Genomic DNA, 16,141 nt, shown 5'->3' with positions numbered 1-16,141 from the left:
GGCACGATTGGTCACGTTGACCATGGCAAGACGTCGCTGACGGCAGCGATCACGAAGTACTTCGGCGAGTTCAAGGCGTATGACCAGATCGACGCCGCTCCTGAAGAGAAGGCGCGCGGCATCACGATTTCGACGGCCCACGTCGAGTACGAGACGGCCAACCGTCACTATGCGCACGTCGACTGCCCCGGCCACGCCGACTACGTGAAGAACATGATCACCGGTGCTGCCCAGATGGACGGCGCGATCCTGGTCTGCTCGGCTGCCGACGGCCCGATGCCGCAGACCCGCGAGCACATCCTGCTTGCCCGTCAGGTTGGCGTTCCGGCGATCGTCGTGTTCCTCAACAAGGTCGACCAGGTCGACGACGCAGAACTTCTCGAGCTCGTCGAGCTGGAAGTGCGCGAACTCCTGTCGTCCTACGACTTCCCGGGCGACGACATTCCGGTCGTCAAGGGTTCGGCTCTTGCTGCCCTGGAAGATTCGGACAAGAAGATCGGTGAAGACGCGATCCGCGAGCTGATGGCCGCTGTCGACGCCTACATCCCGACGCCTGAGCGTCCGATCGACCAGCCCTTCCTGATGCCGGTCGAAGACGTGTTCTCGATCTCGGGCCGCGGCACGGTTGCCACGGGTCGCGTCGAGCGCGGCGTCATCAAGGTCGGTGAGGAAATCGAGATCGTCGGCATCCGTCCGACGACGAAGACGACCTGCACGGGCGTTGAAATGTTCCGCAAGCTGCTCGACCAGGGCCAGGCCGGCGACAACATCGGCGCGCTGCTTCGCGGTGTCGACCGTAACGGCATCGAGCGTGGCCAGGTTCTCTGCAAGCCCGGTACGGTCAAGCCGCACAAGAAGTTCAAGGCAGAAGCCTACATCCTGACGAAGGAAGAGGGCGGCCGTCATACGCCGTTCTTCACGAACTACCGTCCGCAGTTCTACTTCCGCACGACGGATGTGACGGGCATCGTGACGCTTCCGGAAGGCACGGAAATGGTCATGCCTGGCGACAACGTCACGGTTGACGTCGAGCTGATCGTTCCGATCGCGATGGAAGAAAAGCTGCGCTTCGCTATCCGCGAAGGCGGCCGCACCGTCGGCGCCGGCATCGTCGCCTCGATCATCGAGTAATGGTTTGCCAAAGGCGCAGGGCTGCTCTGCGCCTTTGGTGGCAGAATCTTTAAGCAAGACGCCGGTGGCGACTTGCTTATGACACGAAAATGTAGCAAATGGCGCGCGAGCGCGATTTGCCCCTGCTTCGAATGGGGCAGGGAACTGCAATCAACAATAAGGTGGGCCGATCGGCCCGGAGAGTGGAAAGGGATGCCGCGCCCCGGTGTCCCCTTCGATCTTTGAAACCGGTGGTCCGCCTTAGATGAAAGAAAAACCCGTGCCGTATTGCGTGCATGTGGCTAACGAAGAACAAGGATAACGTCGAATGAACGGCCAAAATATCCGCATTCGCCTGAAGGCATTCGATCATCGTATTCTCGACGCTTCCACGCGCGAGATCGTGTCGACGGCGAAGCGCACCGGTGCTAGTGTCCGGGGCCCCGTTCCGCTTCCGACCCGAATCGAGAAGTTTACGGTTAACCGGTCCCCCCACATCGACAAGAAGAGCCGCGAGCAGTTCGAGATGCGCACGCACAAGCGCCTCCTCGACATCGTAGATCCGACACCGCAGACGGTAGACGCGCTGATGAAGCTCGATCTCGCCGCTGGTGTCGATGTTGAGATCAAGCTCTGAGGCTGCTGCCTCGAGCTGAGTGAGAAGGATTGAACCGATGCGTTCGGGTGTAATTGCACAGAAAGTGGGAATGACCCGCGTCTACAACGACGCTGGGGAACATATCCCGGTAACGGTATTGCGGCTGGAAAACTGCCAGGTCGTTGCTCATCGCACCAAGGAAAAGAACGGCTACACGGCTGTTCAGCTGGGTGCCGGCACGGCCAAGGTGAAGAACACGACCAAGGCGCTGCGCGGCCATTTTGCCGTCGCCGAAGTCGAGCCGAAGTCGAAGCTCGTCGAGTTTCGCGTTTCCGAAGACAACATGATCGATGTCGGCACCGAGCTGAAGGCTTCGCACTTCGAAGCCGGCCAGCTGGTTGATGTGACCGGTACCTCGATCGGTAAGGGTTTTGCCGGCGCCATGAAGCGCCACAACTTCGGCGGTCTGCGGGCCACGCACGGTGTGTCCGTTTCGCACCGTTCGCATGGTTCGACCGGTTCCAACCAGGATCCGGGCCGCGTCTGGAAGGGCAAGCGCATGGCTGGTCACATGGGCCAGACGCGCGTCACCACCCAGAACCTCGAAGTTGTCTCTACCGACGAAGGCCGCGGCCTGATCCTCGTCAAGGGTGCCGTCCCCGGCTCCAAGGGCGCCTGGATCGTTGTTCGCGACGCCGTCAAGTCGGCTGCGAAGTAAGGGAGCCAAGCACATGGAATTCAACGTCAAGACCCTCGAGGGTAAAGACGCTGGCAAGGTCTCCCTTTCGGATGAGATCTTCGGCCTCGACCCCCGCGAAGACATTCTCGCCCGCATGGTTCGTTGGCAGCTCGCCAAGAAGCAGCAGGGCACCCACAAGATCAAGAACCGTTCGGAAGTCTCCCGCACCGGTGCGAAGATGTACAAGCAGAAGGGTACGGGCCGCGCTCGTCACCATTCGGCTCGTGCTCCCCAGTTCCGTGGCGGTGGCAAGGCTCACGGCCCGGTCGTCCGCAGCCATGCACACGATCTTCCCAAGAAGGTTCGTGCACTGGCTCTGCGCCACGCCCTCTCGGCCAAGCTGAAGGCTGAAGACCTGATCGTCATCGACAATCTGGTTGCTGCCGAAGCCAAGACCAAGGCGCTTGTCGGTTCGTTCGCGTCGCTCGGCCTCACCAATGCTCTGATCATCGGTGGCTCCGAACTCGACAACAACTTCAAGCTCGCCGCCCAGAACATCCCGAACGTCGATGTTCTGCCGGTTCAGGGCATCAATGTTTACGACATCCTGCGTCGGGGCAAGCTCGTGCTGTCCAAGGCTGCGGTGGAAGCTCTAGAGGAGCGTTTCAAGTGACCGATCTTCGCCACTATGATGTGATCGTCTCGCCGGCGATCACCGAAAAGTCGACACTGGTATCGGAACAGAACCAGGTTGTCTTCAACGTTGCCAAGGATGCTTCCAAGCCGGAAATCAAAGCTGCCGTCGAGGCGCTGTTCGGTGTGAAGGTCAAGGCCGTCAACACGCTGGTCCGCAAGGGCAAGGTAAAGCGTTTCCGCGGCTTCATTGGCAAGCAGAAGGACGTGAAGAAGGCCGTCGTCACGCTGGTCGAAGGCCAGACCATCGACGTCTCCACCGGACTCTGAGGTAAAGAACAATGGCATTGAAAAGCTACAACCCGACGTCTCCGAGCCAGCGCCAGCTGGTCATCGTCGACCGGTCCGGTCTCCACAAGGGCAAGCCGGTCAAGGCGCTGACGGAAGGTCTCTCCAAGAGCGGCGGCCGTAACAACCTCGGTCGCATCACCGCCCGCTTCATCGGCGGCGGTCACAAGCGTACCTACCGCCTGGTCGACTTCAAGCGTCGCAAGTTCGACGTCGAAGGCACGGTCGAGCGTCTGGAATACGACCCCAACCGCACGGCGTTCATCGCCCTCGTCAAGTACGAGGACGGTGAGCTGGCCTATATCCTCGCTCCGCAGCGCCTCGCTGCTGGCGACAAGGTGATCGCGTCCGACAAGGCTGTCGACGTGAAGCCCGGCAACGCCATGCCGCTGCAGTACATCCCAGTCGGTTCGATCGTCCACAACGTCGAGATGAAGCCGGGCAAGGGCGGGCAGATTGCACGTTCTGCCGGTACCTATGTTCAGCTCGTCGGTCGCGACCAGGGCATGGCCATCCTGCGCCTGAACTCGGGCGAGCAGCGCCTGGTGCCGGGTTCCTGCCTGGCGACCGTTGGTGCCGTCTCCAACCCGGACCACGGCAACATCAACGACGGCAAGGCTGGTCGTACCCGCTGGCGGGGCAAGACCCCGCATAACCGCGGTGTCGTCATGAACCCCGTCGACCACCCGCACGGCGGTGGTGAAGGCCGCACTTCGGGTGGCCGTCATCCCGTCACCCCGTGGGGTAAGCCCACCAAGGGCAAGCGTACGCGCTCGAACAAGTCGACCGACAAGTTCATCATGCGTTCGCGCCATCAGCGCAAGAAGTAAGAGAGGTAGTCAGGAATGGCTCGTTCAGTATGGAAAGGCCCGTTTGTTGACGGCTATCTTCTCAAGAAGGCTGAGAAGGTTCGTGAAGGCGGCCGCAGTGAAGTGATCAAGATCTGGAGCCGTCGCTCCACGATCCTGCCGCAGTTCGTCGGTCTCACCTTCGGTGTCTACAACGGCAGCAAGCACGTGCCGGTCTCGGTCAACGAAGACATGGTCGGCCACAAGTTCGGCGAATTCTCTCCGACCCGGACCTACTACGGTCATGGCGCGGACAAGAAGGCGAAGAGGAAGTAACGATGGCGAAGGCAAAGACCGAACGCCGGCTGAAGGACAATGAGGCGCAAGCCGTTGCCCGCACGCTCCGCGTCAGCCCGCAGAAGCTGAACCTCGTTGCCGCCCTGATCCGCGGCAAGAAGGTCGACCGCGCGCTTGCTGAGCTGGAATTCTCCCGCAAGCGCATCGCAGGCACGGTGAAGAAGACTCTCGAGTCCGCAATCGCCAATGCCGAGAACAACCATGACCTCGACGTCGACAGCCTGATCGTATCGGAAGCATACGTCGGCAAGTCGATTGTCATGAAGCGTTTCCACGCTCGCGGTCGCGGCCGTGCATCTCGTATCGAGAAGCCTTTCGCGCACCTGACGATCGTCGTTCGCGAAGTCGAGGAAAAAGGGGAGGCCGCATAATGGGCCAGAAAATCAATCCGATCGGCTTCCGCCTCGGTATCAACCGTACCTGGGATAGCCGCTGGTTTGCCGACAATGCAGAATACGGCCAGCTGCTGCACGAGGATCTGAAGATCCGCGCGTATCTGATGTCCGAGCTGAAGCAGGCCGGTATTGCCAAGGTGGTCATCGAGCGTCCGCACAAGAAGTGCCGCGTGACGATCCACTCGGCTCGTCCGGGTCTGATCATCGGCAAGAAGGGCGCCGACATCGAGAAGCTCCGCAAGAAGCTTTCCGAGATGACGTCCTCCGAAACGCACCTCAACATCGTCGAGGTTCGCAAGCCGGAAGTCGATGCGACGCTGGTTGCTCAGTCGATCGCCCAGCAGCTCGAGCGTCGCGTGGCCTTCCGCCGCGCCATGAAGCGCGCTGTTCAGTCCGCTATGCGTCTTGGCGCCGAAGGCATCAAGATCACCTGCGCCGGTCGTCTCGGCGGTGCGGAAATCGCCCGTACGGAATGGTACCGTGAAGGTCGCGTTCCGCTCCACACGCTGCGCGCCGACATCGACTACGGTACGGCCGAGGCTGAAACCGCCTACGGGATCTGCGGCATCAAGGTCTGGATCTTCAAGGGCGAGATCCTGGAGCACGATCCGATGGCTTCCGAACGCCGTGCGCTGGAAGGCGATGCACAGGGTCCGGCAAGCCGTGAACGTGGCGATCGTCGCCGCGAACGCGAAAACGCTTGATCAACGCTGGCGAAAGATAAGCTCGGAGAAGTAAGAAAATGTTGCAGCCAAAGCGTACAAAGTTCCGGAAGCAGTTCAAGGGACGCATCAAGGGTGTGGCCAAGGGCGGTTACGAGCTGGCCTTCGGCGAATTCGGCCTCAAGGCTCAGGAACCGAACCGCGTCAACGCACGCGAGATCGAAGCGGCCCGTCGTGCCATCACGCGTTACATGAAGCGTGCCGGCCGGGTGTGGATCCGCGTGTTCCCTGATGTTCCGGTCACCGCGAAGCCTACCGAAGTCCGTATGGGTAAGGGTAAGGGTTCGGTCGAATACTGGGCATGCAAGGTCAAGCCTGGTCGGATGATGTTCGAGATCGACGGCGTGTCGGAAGAGATTGCTCGCGAGGCGCTGCGCCTCGGTTCGGCCAAGCTCTCCGTCAAGACCCGCTTCGTTCAGCGCATCGCAGAGTAAGGAGAGGCTAGGATGAAAGCCGAAGACGTTCGCGCCCTCACGGCCGACCAACTCAAGGACAAGCTTGCTGAGCTCAAGAAGGAGCAGTTCAACCTGCGCTTCCAGAAGGCCACCGGCCAGCTCGAGAAGTCCTCGCGAGTGAACGAAGTTCGCAAGGACATCGCCCGCTTGAAAACCATTGCCCGCCAGAAGGCGGCAGAAGCCAAGGCTTAAGGAAGAATAATATGCCGAAACGCATTCTGCAGGGCGTCGTAGTTTCCGACAAGAACGAGAAGACCGTTGTTGTCCGCGTCGAGCGCCGATTCGCGCACCCGCTGCTTCAGAAGACGGTCCGCCGTTCGAAGAAGTACAAGGCGCACGACGAAAACAACCAGTACAAGGTAGGTGACGTAGTTTCCATCCAGGAATGCGCGCCGATCTCCAAGGATAAGCGCTGGACGGTTGTATCCGCCCAGGCTTGATTGCAGACGAATTTGCGCCGGGGCCTTGCTTCTGGCGCAAATATCTGTATGAAGCACGCCATCGGCGCAGGACGCTCGGCAACGAGCGTTCTTTTGCTTTGAGCGCAGGGAAGGTCCTTAACAGGAAACCACCTTGGCAAGATCCATCCCGCGCACAATGAAATTCTGTCCATAAGCCGGATCGGGGCGTTCGCGCGCCCGGTCGTTCCGGTCATTAGAAAAAGGCGACCTGACATGATTCAGATGCAAACAAACCTCGACGTGGCGGATAATTCCGGCGCACGTCGTGTCATGTGCATCAAGGTGCTGGGCGGCTCCAAGCGCAAGTACGCTTCGATCGGCGACGTAATCGTCGTTTCGATCAAGGAAGCGATCCCGCGCGGCCGCGTGAAGAAGGGCGACGTGATGAAGGCGGTTGTTGTGCGTACCGCCAAGGACATCCGTCGTGCTGACGGCAGCGTCATCCGCTTCGACAACAACGCGGCGGTCCTCATCGACAACAAGAAAGAGCCGATTGGTACCCGTATCTTCGGACCGGTTCCGCGCGAACTTCGCGCCAAGAACCACATGAAGATCATCTCCCTGGCTCCAGAAGTACTGTAAGGGAGCGATAGCGATGCAAAAGATCCGCAAGGGCGACAACGTTGTCGTATTGACTGGCAAGGACAAGGGCCGCACCGGCGAAGTCCTTCAGGTCCTGCCGAAGGAAGACCGCGCCGTCGTGCGCGGCGTGAACATGGTGAAGCGCCACCAGCGTCAGACGCAGACGCAGGAAGCCGGCATCATCAACAAGGAAGCATCCATCCACCTGTCGAACATCGCGGTCGTCGCGAAGGACGGCAAGCCGACCCGCGTCGGCTTCCAGGTTGTCGACGGTAAGAAGGTGCGAGTTGCCAAGCGTACGGGAGATGTGATCGATGGCTGAGGCAAAGTACGAGCCGCGGCTCAAGACTGAATATGTTTCCCGGATCCGTGGCGCTCTGAAGGAGAAGTTCTCCTACAGCAACGAGATGATGATCCCGAAGCTGGAGAAGATCGTCATCAACATGGGTGTGGGTGAGGCGACTGCCGACTCCAAGAAGCCCACCGTTGCTGCTGCTGACCTGGCCGCAATCTCCGGTCAGAAGGCGGTCATCACCCGCGCCCGCAACTCCATCGCCGGCTTCAAGGTCCGCGAAGGCATGCCGATCGGTGCCAAGGTGACCCTGCGCGGCGCGCGCATGTATGAATTCCTGGATCGCCTCGTCAACATCGCGCTTCCGCGCGTTCGCGACTTCCGCGGCCTGAATCCGAAGAGCTTTGACGGCCGTGGCAACTTCGCCATGGGCATCAAGGAACACATCGTGTTCCCGGAGATCAACTACGACAAGGTTGATCAGATGTGGGGCATGGACATCATCGTTTGCACGACGGCCAAGACCGACGACGAAGCCCGGGCTCTGCTTACAGAGTTCAACTTCCCGTTCCGTCAGTAACCGTAACGACGAGCGTAGAAAAGGAACTCCGATATGGCGAAGACTAGCGCAGTCGAAAAGAACAAGCGCCGCCGCAAGACCGTTGCCACGCAGGCCGCCAAGCGCGCTGCCCTGAAGGCAACCATCATGAACCAGGAACTGCCGATCGAAGAGCGGTTCCAGGCAACCCTGAAGCTCGCCTCGCTGCCGCGCGACGGCTCCAAGACCCGCATCCGTAACCGGTGCGAAGTCACGGGCCGCCCGCGCGCATTCTACCGCAAGCTCAAGATGTCGCGTATCGCGCTTCGTGAGCTGGGCAATCTCGGCAAGGTGCCGGGCATCGTCAAGTCGAGCTGGTAAGGAGATCGTTAGATGACCATGACTGATCCCCTGGGCGATATGCTCACCCGTATCCGCAACGGCGCCGCCCGTCGCAAGTCCTCCGTCACGACGCCGGCTTCCAAGCTGCGCGCTCGCGTCCTGGACGTGCTGCAGGCCGAAGGCTACATCCGCGGCTATTCCCAGACCGATTACGGTAACGGCAAGTCCGAGATCGAAATCGAGCTGAAGTACTACGAAGGCGCGTCGGTGATCCGTGAGATCGGCCGCGTGTCCAAGCCGGGCCGCCGGGTCTATGTCTCGGTAAAGTCCATTCCGCAGGTCGCGAACGGCCTCGGCATCACCATCCTTTCGACTCCGAAGGGTGTGATGGCCGATCACCAGGCTCGCGAACAGAACGTTGGTGGCGAGGTTCTTTGCTCCGTCTTCTAAGACAGGGCAGGGATCTCCATAGCGAACAGACAGGATAACAAAATGTCTCGTATCGGTAAAAGACCCGTTCCGGTTCCTGCTGGAGTTACGGCCTCTGTTGAAGGCCAGAAAGTGACTGCCAAGGGCCCGAAGGGCGAGCTTTTCTTCGTCGCCAATGACGAAGTGAAGGTTGAGTTCAACGACAACGCCGTTTCGGTGACCCCGATCGACGATTCCAAGGATGCCCGCTCCAAGTGGGGCATGTCGCGGACGATGATCGAGAACATCTTCAAGGGCGTGAAGGACGGTTTTGAGCGTAAGCTCGAGATCAACGGCGTCGGCTATCGTGCCTCGTTGCAGGGCAAGAACCTGCAGTTGGCACTCGGTTTCAGCCACGACGTGGTCTACGAACCGCCGCAGGGTATTTCGATTGCCGTGCCGAAGCCGACGGAAATCGTCGTCACCGGCATTAACAAGCAGCAGGTCGGTCAGGTAGCCGCGGAAATCCGCGAGTACCGCGGTCCGGAGCCCTACAAGGGCAAGGGCGTCAAGTACGCCGAGGAACGGATCGTCCGCAAGGAAGGCAAGAAGAAGTAAGGATCACGCGAAATGGCTAGCAGGAAAGAAGCACTTGCAAAGCGCGCGAGCCGCGTGCGCCGCCAGATTAAGGCGGTCGCCAACGGCCGTCCGCGCCTGTCGGTTCATCGCTCGTCGAAGAACATCTATGTCCAGGTCATCGATGACGTGGCCGGCCGCACGCTTGCTGCCGCCTCCACGCTCGACGCCGACCTGCGCTCGAAGCTGAAGACCGGTGCGGATGTTGAAGCCGCCGCCGCTGTCGGCAAGCTCGTCGCAGAGCGTGCGACCAAGGCCGGTGTGAAGGAAGTCGTATTTGATCGCGGCGCCTTCATCTACCACGGCCGCATCAAGGCCCTGGCCGAAGCTGCCCGCGAAGGCGGTCTCAGCTTCTAAGTAATTTTCGCCCGGAGCCTTCATCGGTTCCGGGCGAAATGCGGTTATCCGCACCCCGATCCGTATTCGGATCACGTTGTAATCTGCCGATTGCACCCGGAAAAGAAAAAGGAAAAGGACAATGGCACAAGAAAGAAGAGGTTCTCGCGACGACCGCCAGAACCGCGAAGAGCGCGATAGCGAATTCGTCGACAAGCTGGTCGCGATCAACCGCGTTGCCAAGGTTGTTAAGGGCGGCCGTCGTTTCGGCTTCGCCGCACTCGTCGTCGTCGGCGACCAGAAGGGCCGCGTAGGCTTCGGCCACGGCAAGGCACGTGAAGTGCCGGAAGCGATCCGCAAGGCAACCGAATCTGCCAAGCGCGATCTCATTTTCGTTCCGCTGCGCGATGGCCGCACGCTGCACCACGACGTCAATGGCCGCCACGGCGCCGGCAAGGTGCTTCTGCGCGCTGCCAAGGCCGGTACTGGTATCATCGCGGGTGGCCCGATGCGCGCCGTCTTCGAAACGCTCGGCGTTCATGACGTCGTCGCGAAGTCGACCGGTTCGTCGAACCCCTACAACATGGTTCGCGCTACCTTCGACGCCCTCAAGCATCAGGTCCATCCGAAGGACGTCGCAGCCCAGCGTGGCCTCAAGTATGCAACGCTCCAGGCTCGCCGCGCTGCCTCCGGCAACGCTGCTGAAGAATAAGAGGAGTCTGACCCATGGCTAAGGCTACGAAGAAGACTGAAGCAAAGACGATCACGGTCGAGCAGATCGGTTCGCCCATTCGCCGTCCGGCAGTTCAGCGTGCGACGCTGGTTGGTCTGGGCCTCAACAAGATGCACCGGGTCCGCACCCTGGAGGATACTCCTTCGGTTCGCGGCATGATCCGTGCTGTCCAGCATCTCGTTCGCGTCGTCGACGAGAAGTGAGACGGGGGAAGTCATCATGAAACTGAATGAAATCAAAGACAACGAAGGCGCGGTCAAGGATCGCAAGCGCGTTGGTCGCGGTATCGGCTCTGGCAAGGGCAAGACCGGCGGTCGCGGCGTCAAGGGCCAGAAGGCTCGTTCCGGCGTTGCCATCAACGGCTTCGAAGGCGGCCAGATGCCAATCTACCGCCGTCTGCCGAAGCGCGGCTTCACCAACATCTTCGCGTCGGAATACGTGACGGTTTCCGTCGGCCGTATACAGACGGCGATCGATGCCAAGAAGCTTGACCCGAAGGCCACGATCGATGCGGCTGCCCTGAAGGCTGCCGGCATCATCCGTCGCCCGAAGGACGGCGTCCGGATCCTCTCCGGCGGCGAGCTCAAGGCCAAGGTGACGATCGAAGCCGCCGGCGCCTCCAAGGCTGCTGTCGAGAAGATCGAAAAGGCCGGTGGCTCCATCAAGCTTCCGGAAGCCGCAGCCGCGGAATAAACCGTTTAAGATCGCCCGGAGTGCTTCACACCGGGCGATTTTGCTCCCATATGTGAGCCTCACGATTCCGGGACCGGTCGCCAGGCCGGCGCATTCCGGGACCATACGGAAAACAGGGTGAGGCACCGATCGCACCAGCGATCCCCGCCCGTTATCTGAAACTGAATTTGGACTGCATTCCGGACCCGGCAGGATTTCCGCCGCCGGAATTGGTCAGGCGGAGAGATGCATGGCTTCTGCAGCGGAACAACTTGCCTCCAACCTCAATTTCTCGACCTTCGCCAAGGCTGAGGATCTCAAGAAGCGGCTGTGGTTCACGCTCGCCGCACTGCTCGTCTATCGTCTCGGCACACATATTCCTCTGCCTGGTCTCAACCCCGAGGCCTATGCGCAAGCGTTCCGCGGCCAGGCCGGCGGCATTCTCGGCCTCTTCAACATGTTTGCCGGCGGCGCGGTCGAGCGCATGGCGATCTTCGCGCTCGGCATCATGCCCTATATCTCCGCGTCGATCATCGTGCAGCTGATGACCTCCGTGGTTCCGACGCTGGAAGCGTTGAAGAAGGAAGGCGAACAGGGTCGCAAGGTCATCAACCAGTACACCCGCTACGGCACCGTTCTTCTCGGCACGCTGCAGGCCTACGGCATTGCTGTCGGGCTCGAAAGCGGCCAGGGCATTGTCGCCGATCCGGGTTGGTTCTTCCGCATTTCGACTGTCGTCACGCTGCTGGGGGGCACGATGTTCCTGATGTGGCTCGGTGAGCAGATCACCGCGCGCGGCATCGGCAACGGCATTTCGCTCATCATCTTCGCGGGCATCGTCGCCGCTTTGCCGACGGCACTCGCCGGCACCCTGGAACTCGGCCGCACCGGCGCCTTGTCGACGGCGCTCATCCTGACCGTCATCGTGGTCGCGATCGCCGTGATCATGCTGATCGTCTTCGTGGAGCGTGCGCAGCGTCGCCTGCTGATCCAGTACCCGAAGCGGCAGGTTGGAAACCGGATGTTCCAGGGCGATACGTCGCACCTGCCGCTGAAGCTCAACACTTCGGGCGTTATTCCGGCGATCTTCGCTTCGTCGCTCCTCCTTCTGCCGGCGACGGCTGCAGGCTTCGCAGGCAATTCTGAAATGCCCGGCTGGGCGACGACGATCATCTCGGCACTCGGCCACGGCCAGCCGGCATTCATGGTTCTTTACGGCCTGCTGATTGCGTTCTTTGCCTTCTTCTACACGGCGATCGTCTTCAATCCGAAGGACACCGCCGACAACCTGAAGAAGCACGGCGGGTTCATCCCCGGCATTCGCCCGGGCGAGCGGACCGCCGAGTATATCGACTATGTCCTCACGCGTATCACCGTCGTCGGCGCTGCCTACCTCGTCTTTGTCTGCGTGCTGCCCGAGCTGCTGATCGCCCGCACCGGCGTTCCATTAGCCCTTGGTGGTACTTCGCTTTTGATCGTGGTCAGTGTAACCCTCGACACGGTTGCTCAGATCCAGGGTCATCTTATTGCCCAGCAATATGAGGGCCTGATCAAGAAGTCGAAATTGCGTGGAGGAAAGAGGGGACGATGAGACTGATTCTTTTAGGGCCGCCGGGCGCGGGTAAGGGGACCCAGGCCCAGCGGATCGTGGAGAAGCATGGTATCCCCCAGCTCTCCACCGGCGACATGCTGCGTGCGGCCGTAGCCGCCGAGACCGACGTCGGCAAACGCGCCAGGGCGGTCATGGACGCAGGTAAGCTCGTCTCCGACGATATTGTCATCGCCATCGTCTCGGAACGCATAGACCAGCCGGACTGCGCCAACGGCTTCATTCTCGACGGCTTTCCGCGGACGCTCGTCCAGGCAGACGCCACTGAAAGCATGCTCCGGGAGAAGGGGTTGGACCTTTCGGCAGTCATCGAGCTGAAGGTCGACGACAAGGAACTGATACGCCGAGTGTCCGGCCGCTATTCCTGCGCCCAGTGCGGCGCCGTCTACCATGACACCGACAAGGTTCCGGCCAAGGAAGGTGTCTGCGACAAGTGTGGCTCGACTCACTTCAAGCGTCGCCCCGATGACAATGCGGAGACGATGACCCAGCGCCTCGAGGTTTACTACAAGGAGACCTCACCGCTGATCGGCTACTACTATGCGAAGGGCAAGCTGAAGTCCGTGGACGGCATGGCCGAGATGGACGCCGTGACGGCAGAAATCGAAAAGGTGCTCGCTGCGCTCTGAGCGGCGGTTGCCCCTAAAGAATCTTGGCGGGGCCGGTTGCTTTTTTTAACCGATTCCGCTAACACCGCGCCAACTCGCGACATTGATGCGATCGGTGCGGACGTCCCGACGAGGGTATCCGGGTCCGGTCCTTTGACTTGTTACGGATAAGATTTGAACTGGCGGCCTTCCATCGGCTGCTCTCATGGAAGAAGTACCACTTGCCGGATGGCAACTGGAACGCAAGGAGAATAGACGTGGCACGTATCGCTGGCGTCAACATCCCGACTGCGAAGCGCGTCGTTATCGCGTTGACGTATATTCACGGGATCGGCCCGAAATTCGCACAGGAAATCGTCGAGAAGGTTGGTATACCGGCCGATCGCCGCGTTCATCAGCTCACCGATGCTGAAGTCCTGCAGATCCGCGAAACCATCGACCGCGACTATCAGGTCGAAGGCGACCTGCGTCGCGAGACCTCGATGAACATCAAGCGTCTGATGGACCTCGGCTGCTACCGTGGCCTGCGTCATCGTCGTGGCCTCCCGGTCCGCGGTCAGCGCACGCACACCAATGCCCGCACCCGCAAGGGTCCGGCAAAGGCAATCGCCGGTAAGAAGAAGTAATTTCCCGGAGTTTCCGGGTGAGGGGAGGCTGGCGCCACGTCGCTGGCCTCTTTTTGAGTTTGGTGCCGGATCTCGGTCCGGTCCCGGTGGAGCCGCTGGAACTACGGCGGTGACGAGATCAACGAAAGGAAGACCATGGCCAAGGAAGCCACCCGCGTCCGCCGTCGCGAACGCAAGAACATCACGTCGGGCGTTGCCCACGTCAATTCGACCTTCAACAACACGATGATCACCATCACCGATGCACAGGGCAACGCGATTGCCTGGTCGTCGGCAGGTGCGAAGGGCTTCAAGGGTTCGCGCAAGTCGACCCCGTTCGCCGCCCAGATCGCTGCCGAAGACTGCGCCAAGAAGGCTCAGGAACACGGCATGAAGTCGCTCGAAGTTGAAGTGTGCGGCCCGGGCTCCGGCCGTGAATCGGCGCTGCGCGCCCTGCAGGCTGCCGGCTTCATGATCACCTCGATCCGTGACGTGACGCCGATCCCGCACAACGGCTGCCGTCCGCGCAAGAAGCGCCGCGTCTAAGTCGGATGCGGCGGGCCTCCGGCCGATCGCATTGAACTTGCGTAATACCGCCTTACTTCGCCCGTCGAAGTCTGGCGGTTTTGCCGTACCGCCGAATGGCAAAGCCCAACTCGGTGCTTCTCATGCTCGGTTGCCACGATTGGATGGTGGCAACGAACGGAAGGTTTAAAACATGATCCAGAAGAACTGGCAGGAACTGATCAAGCCGAACAAGGTGGAGTTCACCTCGTCCGGTCGTACCAAGGCAACGCTGGTTGCAGAGCCGCTTGAGCGGGGCTTCGGCCTGACGCTCGGCAACGCCCTGCGCCGCGTTCTTCTGTCGTCACTGCGCGGTGCTGCTGTCACCGCGGTCCAGATTGACGGCGTCCTGCACGAGTTCTCCTCCATCCCCGGCGTTCGGGAAGATGTGACGGACATCGTGCTGAACATCAAGGAAATCGCCATCAAGATGGATGGCGACGACGCAAAGCGCATGGTCGTGCGCAAGCAGGGCCCCGGTGCCGTAACCGCTGGTGACATCCAGACAGTTGGCGACATCGAGATCCTGAACCCCGACCACGTCATCTGCACCCTCGACGAGGGCGCGGAGATCCGCATGGAGTTCACGGTCAACAACGGCAAGGGCTATGTCCCGGCCGAGCGTAACCGTGCAGAAGATGCGCCGATCGGCCTCATCCCGGTCGACAGCCTCTATTCGCCGGTCAAGAAGGTGTCCTACAAGGTGGAGAACACCCGTGAAGGACAGGTTCTCGACTACGACAAGCTGACCATGACCATCGAGACCGATGGCTCGGTTACCGGCGAAGACGCGGTAGCATTCGCTGCCCGCATTCTTCAGGACCAGCTCGGTGTGTTCGTAAACTTCGACGAGCCGCAGAAGGATGTCGAGGAAGAAGCCGTCACCGAACTGGCCTTCAACCCGGCGCTCCTCAAGAAGGTCGACGAACTGGAGCTTTCGGTCCGTTCGGCGAACTGCCTGAAGAACGACAACATCGTCTATATCGGCGATCTCATCCAGAAGACCGAGGCGGAAATGCTGCGCACTCCGAATTTCGGTCGCAAGTCGCTGAACGAGATCAAGGAAGTTCTGGCATCCATGGGCCTCCATCTTGGGATGGAAGTTCCCGCCTGGCCGCCGGAGAACATTGAAGATCTCGCCAAGCGTTACGAAGACCAATACTAACAAGTCAGACTGCAGGCGAATGCCTGCAAGTGAAGGAGACCAGACATGCGCCACGCAAAAGCCGGCCGCAAGCTCAACCGCACCGCAAGCCACCGCAAGGCGATGTTCGCCAACATGGCGGCTTCGCTCATCACCCATGAGCAGATCGTCACCACTCTGCCGAAGGCAAAGGAAATCCGTCCGATCGTCGAGAAGCTCGTCACGCTCGGCAAGCGCGGCGACCTGCACGCCCGTCGTCAGGCGATCTCACAGATCCAGGACCAGGACGCCGTCCGCAAGCTGTTCGACGCGATCGCCTCGCGTTACGCAACCCGCAACGGCGGCTACCTGCGCATCATGAAGGCAGGCTTCCGCCAGGGTGACAATGCGCCGCTCGCCGTCATCGAGTTCGTCGAGCGCGACGTCGATGCCAAGGGTAAGGCCGACAAGGCTCGCGTTGCCGCTGAAGCTGAGGCAGCCGAAGCTGCCTAATCGGTAGCCCGTATCGCGGATAGATCGAAGGCCG

Annotated in this window: 28 protein-coding genes; all 28 read left to right on the top strand. The window is 60.6% G+C overall.

Annotated features, from left to right (window positions below; genetic code table 11):
• Positions 1 to 1,131 (top strand): elongation factor Tu (tuf, locus tag ACEPP2_RS20295; protein ID WP_395517769.1); only part of this gene is annotated, 1,131 nt, incomplete at its 5' end.
• Between the two features lie 307 nt (positions 1,132 to 1,438).
• Positions 1,439 to 1,747 (top strand): 30S ribosomal protein S10, encoded by a 309-nt coding sequence (gene rpsJ, locus ACEPP2_RS20290; protein WP_003547547.1) that lies wholly within the window; start codon positions 1,439 to 1,441, stop codon positions 1,745 to 1,747.
• A gap of 37 nt (positions 1,748 to 1,784) precedes the next feature.
• Positions 1,785 to 2,426: a 50S ribosomal protein L3 gene (rplC, locus tag ACEPP2_RS20285; protein ID WP_052638117.1), complete on the top strand. Its 642-nt coding sequence runs from the start codon at positions 1,785 to 1,787 to the stop codon at positions 2,424 to 2,426.
• A gap of 13 nt (positions 2,427 to 2,439) precedes the next feature.
• Positions 2,440 to 3,060 (top strand): 50S ribosomal protein L4, encoded by a 621-nt coding sequence (gene rplD / locus ACEPP2_RS20280; RefSeq protein WP_052638119.1) that lies wholly within the window; start codon positions 2,440 to 2,442, stop codon positions 3,058 to 3,060.
• Positions 3,057 to 3,350, top strand: a complete 294-nt coding sequence (locus tag ACEPP2_RS20275) for a 50S ribosomal protein L23 (RefSeq protein ID WP_052638122.1) — start codon at positions 3,057 to 3,059, stop codon at positions 3,348 to 3,350. The genes rplD and ACEPP2_RS20275 overlap by 4 nt, the downstream gene beginning before the upstream one ends.
• Before the next feature lie 11 nt (positions 3,351 to 3,361).
• Positions 3,362 to 4,198: a 50S ribosomal protein L2 gene (gene rplB, locus ACEPP2_RS20270; protein ID WP_052638124.1), complete on the top strand. Its 837-nt coding sequence runs from the start codon at positions 3,362 to 3,364 to the stop codon at positions 4,196 to 4,198.
• A gap of 15 nt (positions 4,199 to 4,213) precedes the next feature.
• Positions 4,214 to 4,492, top strand: coding sequence for a 30S ribosomal protein S19 (gene rpsS / locus ACEPP2_RS20265; RefSeq protein ID WP_028735901.1), 279 nt, complete (start codon positions 4,214 to 4,216; stop codon positions 4,490 to 4,492).
• 2 nt (positions 4,493 to 4,494) lie between these two features.
• Positions 4,495 to 4,884 carry a 50S ribosomal protein L22 gene (rplV, locus tag ACEPP2_RS20260; protein ID WP_052638126.1) on the top strand — a complete coding sequence of 130 codons (390 nt, stop codon included), beginning with the start codon at positions 4,495 to 4,497 and terminating at the stop codon, positions 4,882 to 4,884.
• A complete protein-coding gene (gene rpsC, locus ACEPP2_RS20255; RefSeq protein WP_077547232.1) occupies positions 4,884 to 5,612 on the top strand; it encodes a 30S ribosomal protein S3 in 729 nt (242 codons plus the stop codon). Before rplV ends, rpsC begins: the two co-directional genes overlap by 1 nt.
• A 38-nt stretch (positions 5,613 to 5,650) precedes the next feature.
• Positions 5,651 to 6,064, top strand: coding sequence for a 50S ribosomal protein L16 (rplP, locus tag ACEPP2_RS20250; protein WP_052638130.1), 414 nt, complete (start codon positions 5,651 to 5,653; stop codon positions 6,062 to 6,064).
• A gap of 12 nt (positions 6,065 to 6,076) precedes the next feature.
• On the top strand, positions 6,077 to 6,277 hold the full coding sequence (gene rpmC / locus ACEPP2_RS20245; RefSeq protein ID WP_052638132.1) for a 50S ribosomal protein L29: 201 nt from the start codon (positions 6,077 to 6,079) through the stop codon (positions 6,275 to 6,277).
• Positions 6,278 to 6,288: 11 nt separating this feature from the next.
• Positions 6,289 to 6,525, top strand: a complete 237-nt coding sequence (rpsQ, locus tag ACEPP2_RS20240; protein ID WP_052638134.1) for a 30S ribosomal protein S17 — start codon at positions 6,289 to 6,291, stop codon at positions 6,523 to 6,525.
• Between the two features lie 234 nt (positions 6,526 to 6,759).
• Positions 6,760 to 7,128, top strand: coding sequence for a 50S ribosomal protein L14 (gene rplN, locus ACEPP2_RS20235; protein ID WP_052638136.1), 369 nt, complete (start codon positions 6,760 to 6,762; stop codon positions 7,126 to 7,128).
• 13 nt (positions 7,129 to 7,141) lie between these two features.
• Entirely contained in the window at positions 7,142 to 7,450 is a 309-nt protein-coding gene (gene rplX / locus ACEPP2_RS20230; RefSeq protein WP_077547234.1) for a 50S ribosomal protein L24, read from the top strand.
• A complete protein-coding gene (gene rplE / locus ACEPP2_RS20225; RefSeq protein ID WP_052638140.1) occupies positions 7,443 to 8,000 on the top strand; it encodes a 50S ribosomal protein L5 in 558 nt (185 codons plus the stop codon). Before rplX ends, rplE begins: the two co-directional genes overlap by 8 nt.
• A 33-nt stretch (positions 8,001 to 8,033) precedes the next feature.
• Entirely contained in the window at positions 8,034 to 8,339 is a 306-nt protein-coding gene (rpsN, locus tag ACEPP2_RS20220) for a 30S ribosomal protein S14 (RefSeq protein WP_052638142.1), read from the top strand.
• Between the two features lie 12 nt (positions 8,340 to 8,351).
• Complete coding sequence (gene rpsH, locus ACEPP2_RS20215) at positions 8,352 to 8,750, top strand: 30S ribosomal protein S8 (RefSeq protein ID WP_052638144.1); 399 nt, start codon at positions 8,352 to 8,354, stop codon at positions 8,748 to 8,750.
• A gap of 42 nt (positions 8,751 to 8,792) precedes the next feature.
• Complete coding sequence (gene rplF, locus ACEPP2_RS20210; RefSeq protein WP_052638146.1) at positions 8,793 to 9,326, top strand: 50S ribosomal protein L6; 534 nt, start codon at positions 8,793 to 8,795, stop codon at positions 9,324 to 9,326.
• A 12-nt stretch (positions 9,327 to 9,338) separates the two neighbouring features.
• Positions 9,339 to 9,701, top strand: coding sequence for a 50S ribosomal protein L18 (gene rplR / locus ACEPP2_RS20205; protein WP_052638147.1), 363 nt, complete (start codon positions 9,339 to 9,341; stop codon positions 9,699 to 9,701).
• A gap of 121 nt (positions 9,702 to 9,822) precedes the next feature.
• Positions 9,823 to 10,392 (top strand): 30S ribosomal protein S5, encoded by a 570-nt coding sequence (gene rpsE, locus ACEPP2_RS20200; protein WP_052638148.1) that lies wholly within the window; start codon positions 9,823 to 9,825, stop codon positions 10,390 to 10,392.
• 14 nt (positions 10,393 to 10,406) lie between these two features.
• Positions 10,407 to 10,616, top strand: a complete 210-nt coding sequence (gene rpmD, locus ACEPP2_RS20195) for a 50S ribosomal protein L30 (protein WP_006728669.1) — start codon at positions 10,407 to 10,409, stop codon at positions 10,614 to 10,616.
• Positions 10,617 to 10,632: 16 nt separating this feature from the next.
• Positions 10,633 to 11,106, top strand: coding sequence for a 50S ribosomal protein L15 (gene rplO / locus ACEPP2_RS20190; RefSeq protein ID WP_052638149.1), 474 nt, complete (start codon positions 10,633 to 10,635; stop codon positions 11,104 to 11,106).
• A 229-nt stretch (positions 11,107 to 11,335) separates the two neighbouring features.
• Positions 11,336 to 12,676 carry a preprotein translocase subunit SecY gene (gene secY / locus ACEPP2_RS20185; protein WP_052638150.1) on the top strand — a complete coding sequence of 447 codons (1,341 nt, stop codon included), beginning with the start codon at positions 11,336 to 11,338 and terminating at the stop codon, positions 12,674 to 12,676.
• Positions 12,673 to 13,323 (top strand): adenylate kinase, encoded by a 651-nt coding sequence (locus ACEPP2_RS20180; RefSeq protein WP_077547236.1) that lies wholly within the window; start codon positions 12,673 to 12,675, stop codon positions 13,321 to 13,323. The genes secY and ACEPP2_RS20180 overlap by 4 nt, the downstream gene beginning before the upstream one ends.
• A gap of 236 nt (positions 13,324 to 13,559) precedes the next feature.
• Complete coding sequence (gene rpsM, locus ACEPP2_RS20175; RefSeq protein WP_052638152.1) at positions 13,560 to 13,928, top strand: 30S ribosomal protein S13; 369 nt, start codon at positions 13,560 to 13,562, stop codon at positions 13,926 to 13,928.
• Between the two features lie 135 nt (positions 13,929 to 14,063).
• Positions 14,064 to 14,453, top strand: a complete 390-nt coding sequence (rpsK, locus tag ACEPP2_RS20170) for a 30S ribosomal protein S11 (protein ID WP_007766864.1) — start codon at positions 14,064 to 14,066, stop codon at positions 14,451 to 14,453.
• A 172-nt stretch (positions 14,454 to 14,625) separates the two neighbouring features.
• Positions 14,626 to 15,636: a DNA-directed RNA polymerase subunit alpha gene (locus tag ACEPP2_RS20165; protein WP_052638153.1), complete on the top strand. Its 1,011-nt coding sequence runs from the start codon at positions 14,626 to 14,628 to the stop codon at positions 15,634 to 15,636.
• 45 nt (positions 15,637 to 15,681) lie between these two features.
• Positions 15,682 to 16,107, top strand: a complete 426-nt coding sequence (rplQ, locus tag ACEPP2_RS20160; protein WP_052638154.1) for a 50S ribosomal protein L17 — start codon at positions 15,682 to 15,684, stop codon at positions 16,105 to 16,107.
• Positions 16,108 to 16,141: the final 34 nt, after the last annotated feature.

The sequence above is a fragment of the Pseudorhizobium flavum genome (genome assembly GCF_044142885.1).
Taxonomy (GTDB): Bacteria; Pseudomonadota; Alphaproteobacteria; order Rhizobiales; family Rhizobiaceae; genus Neorhizobium; species Neorhizobium flavum.
Note: the sequence above shows the minus strand (reverse complement) of the source record. Positions and strands in the feature narration are given on the sequence as shown.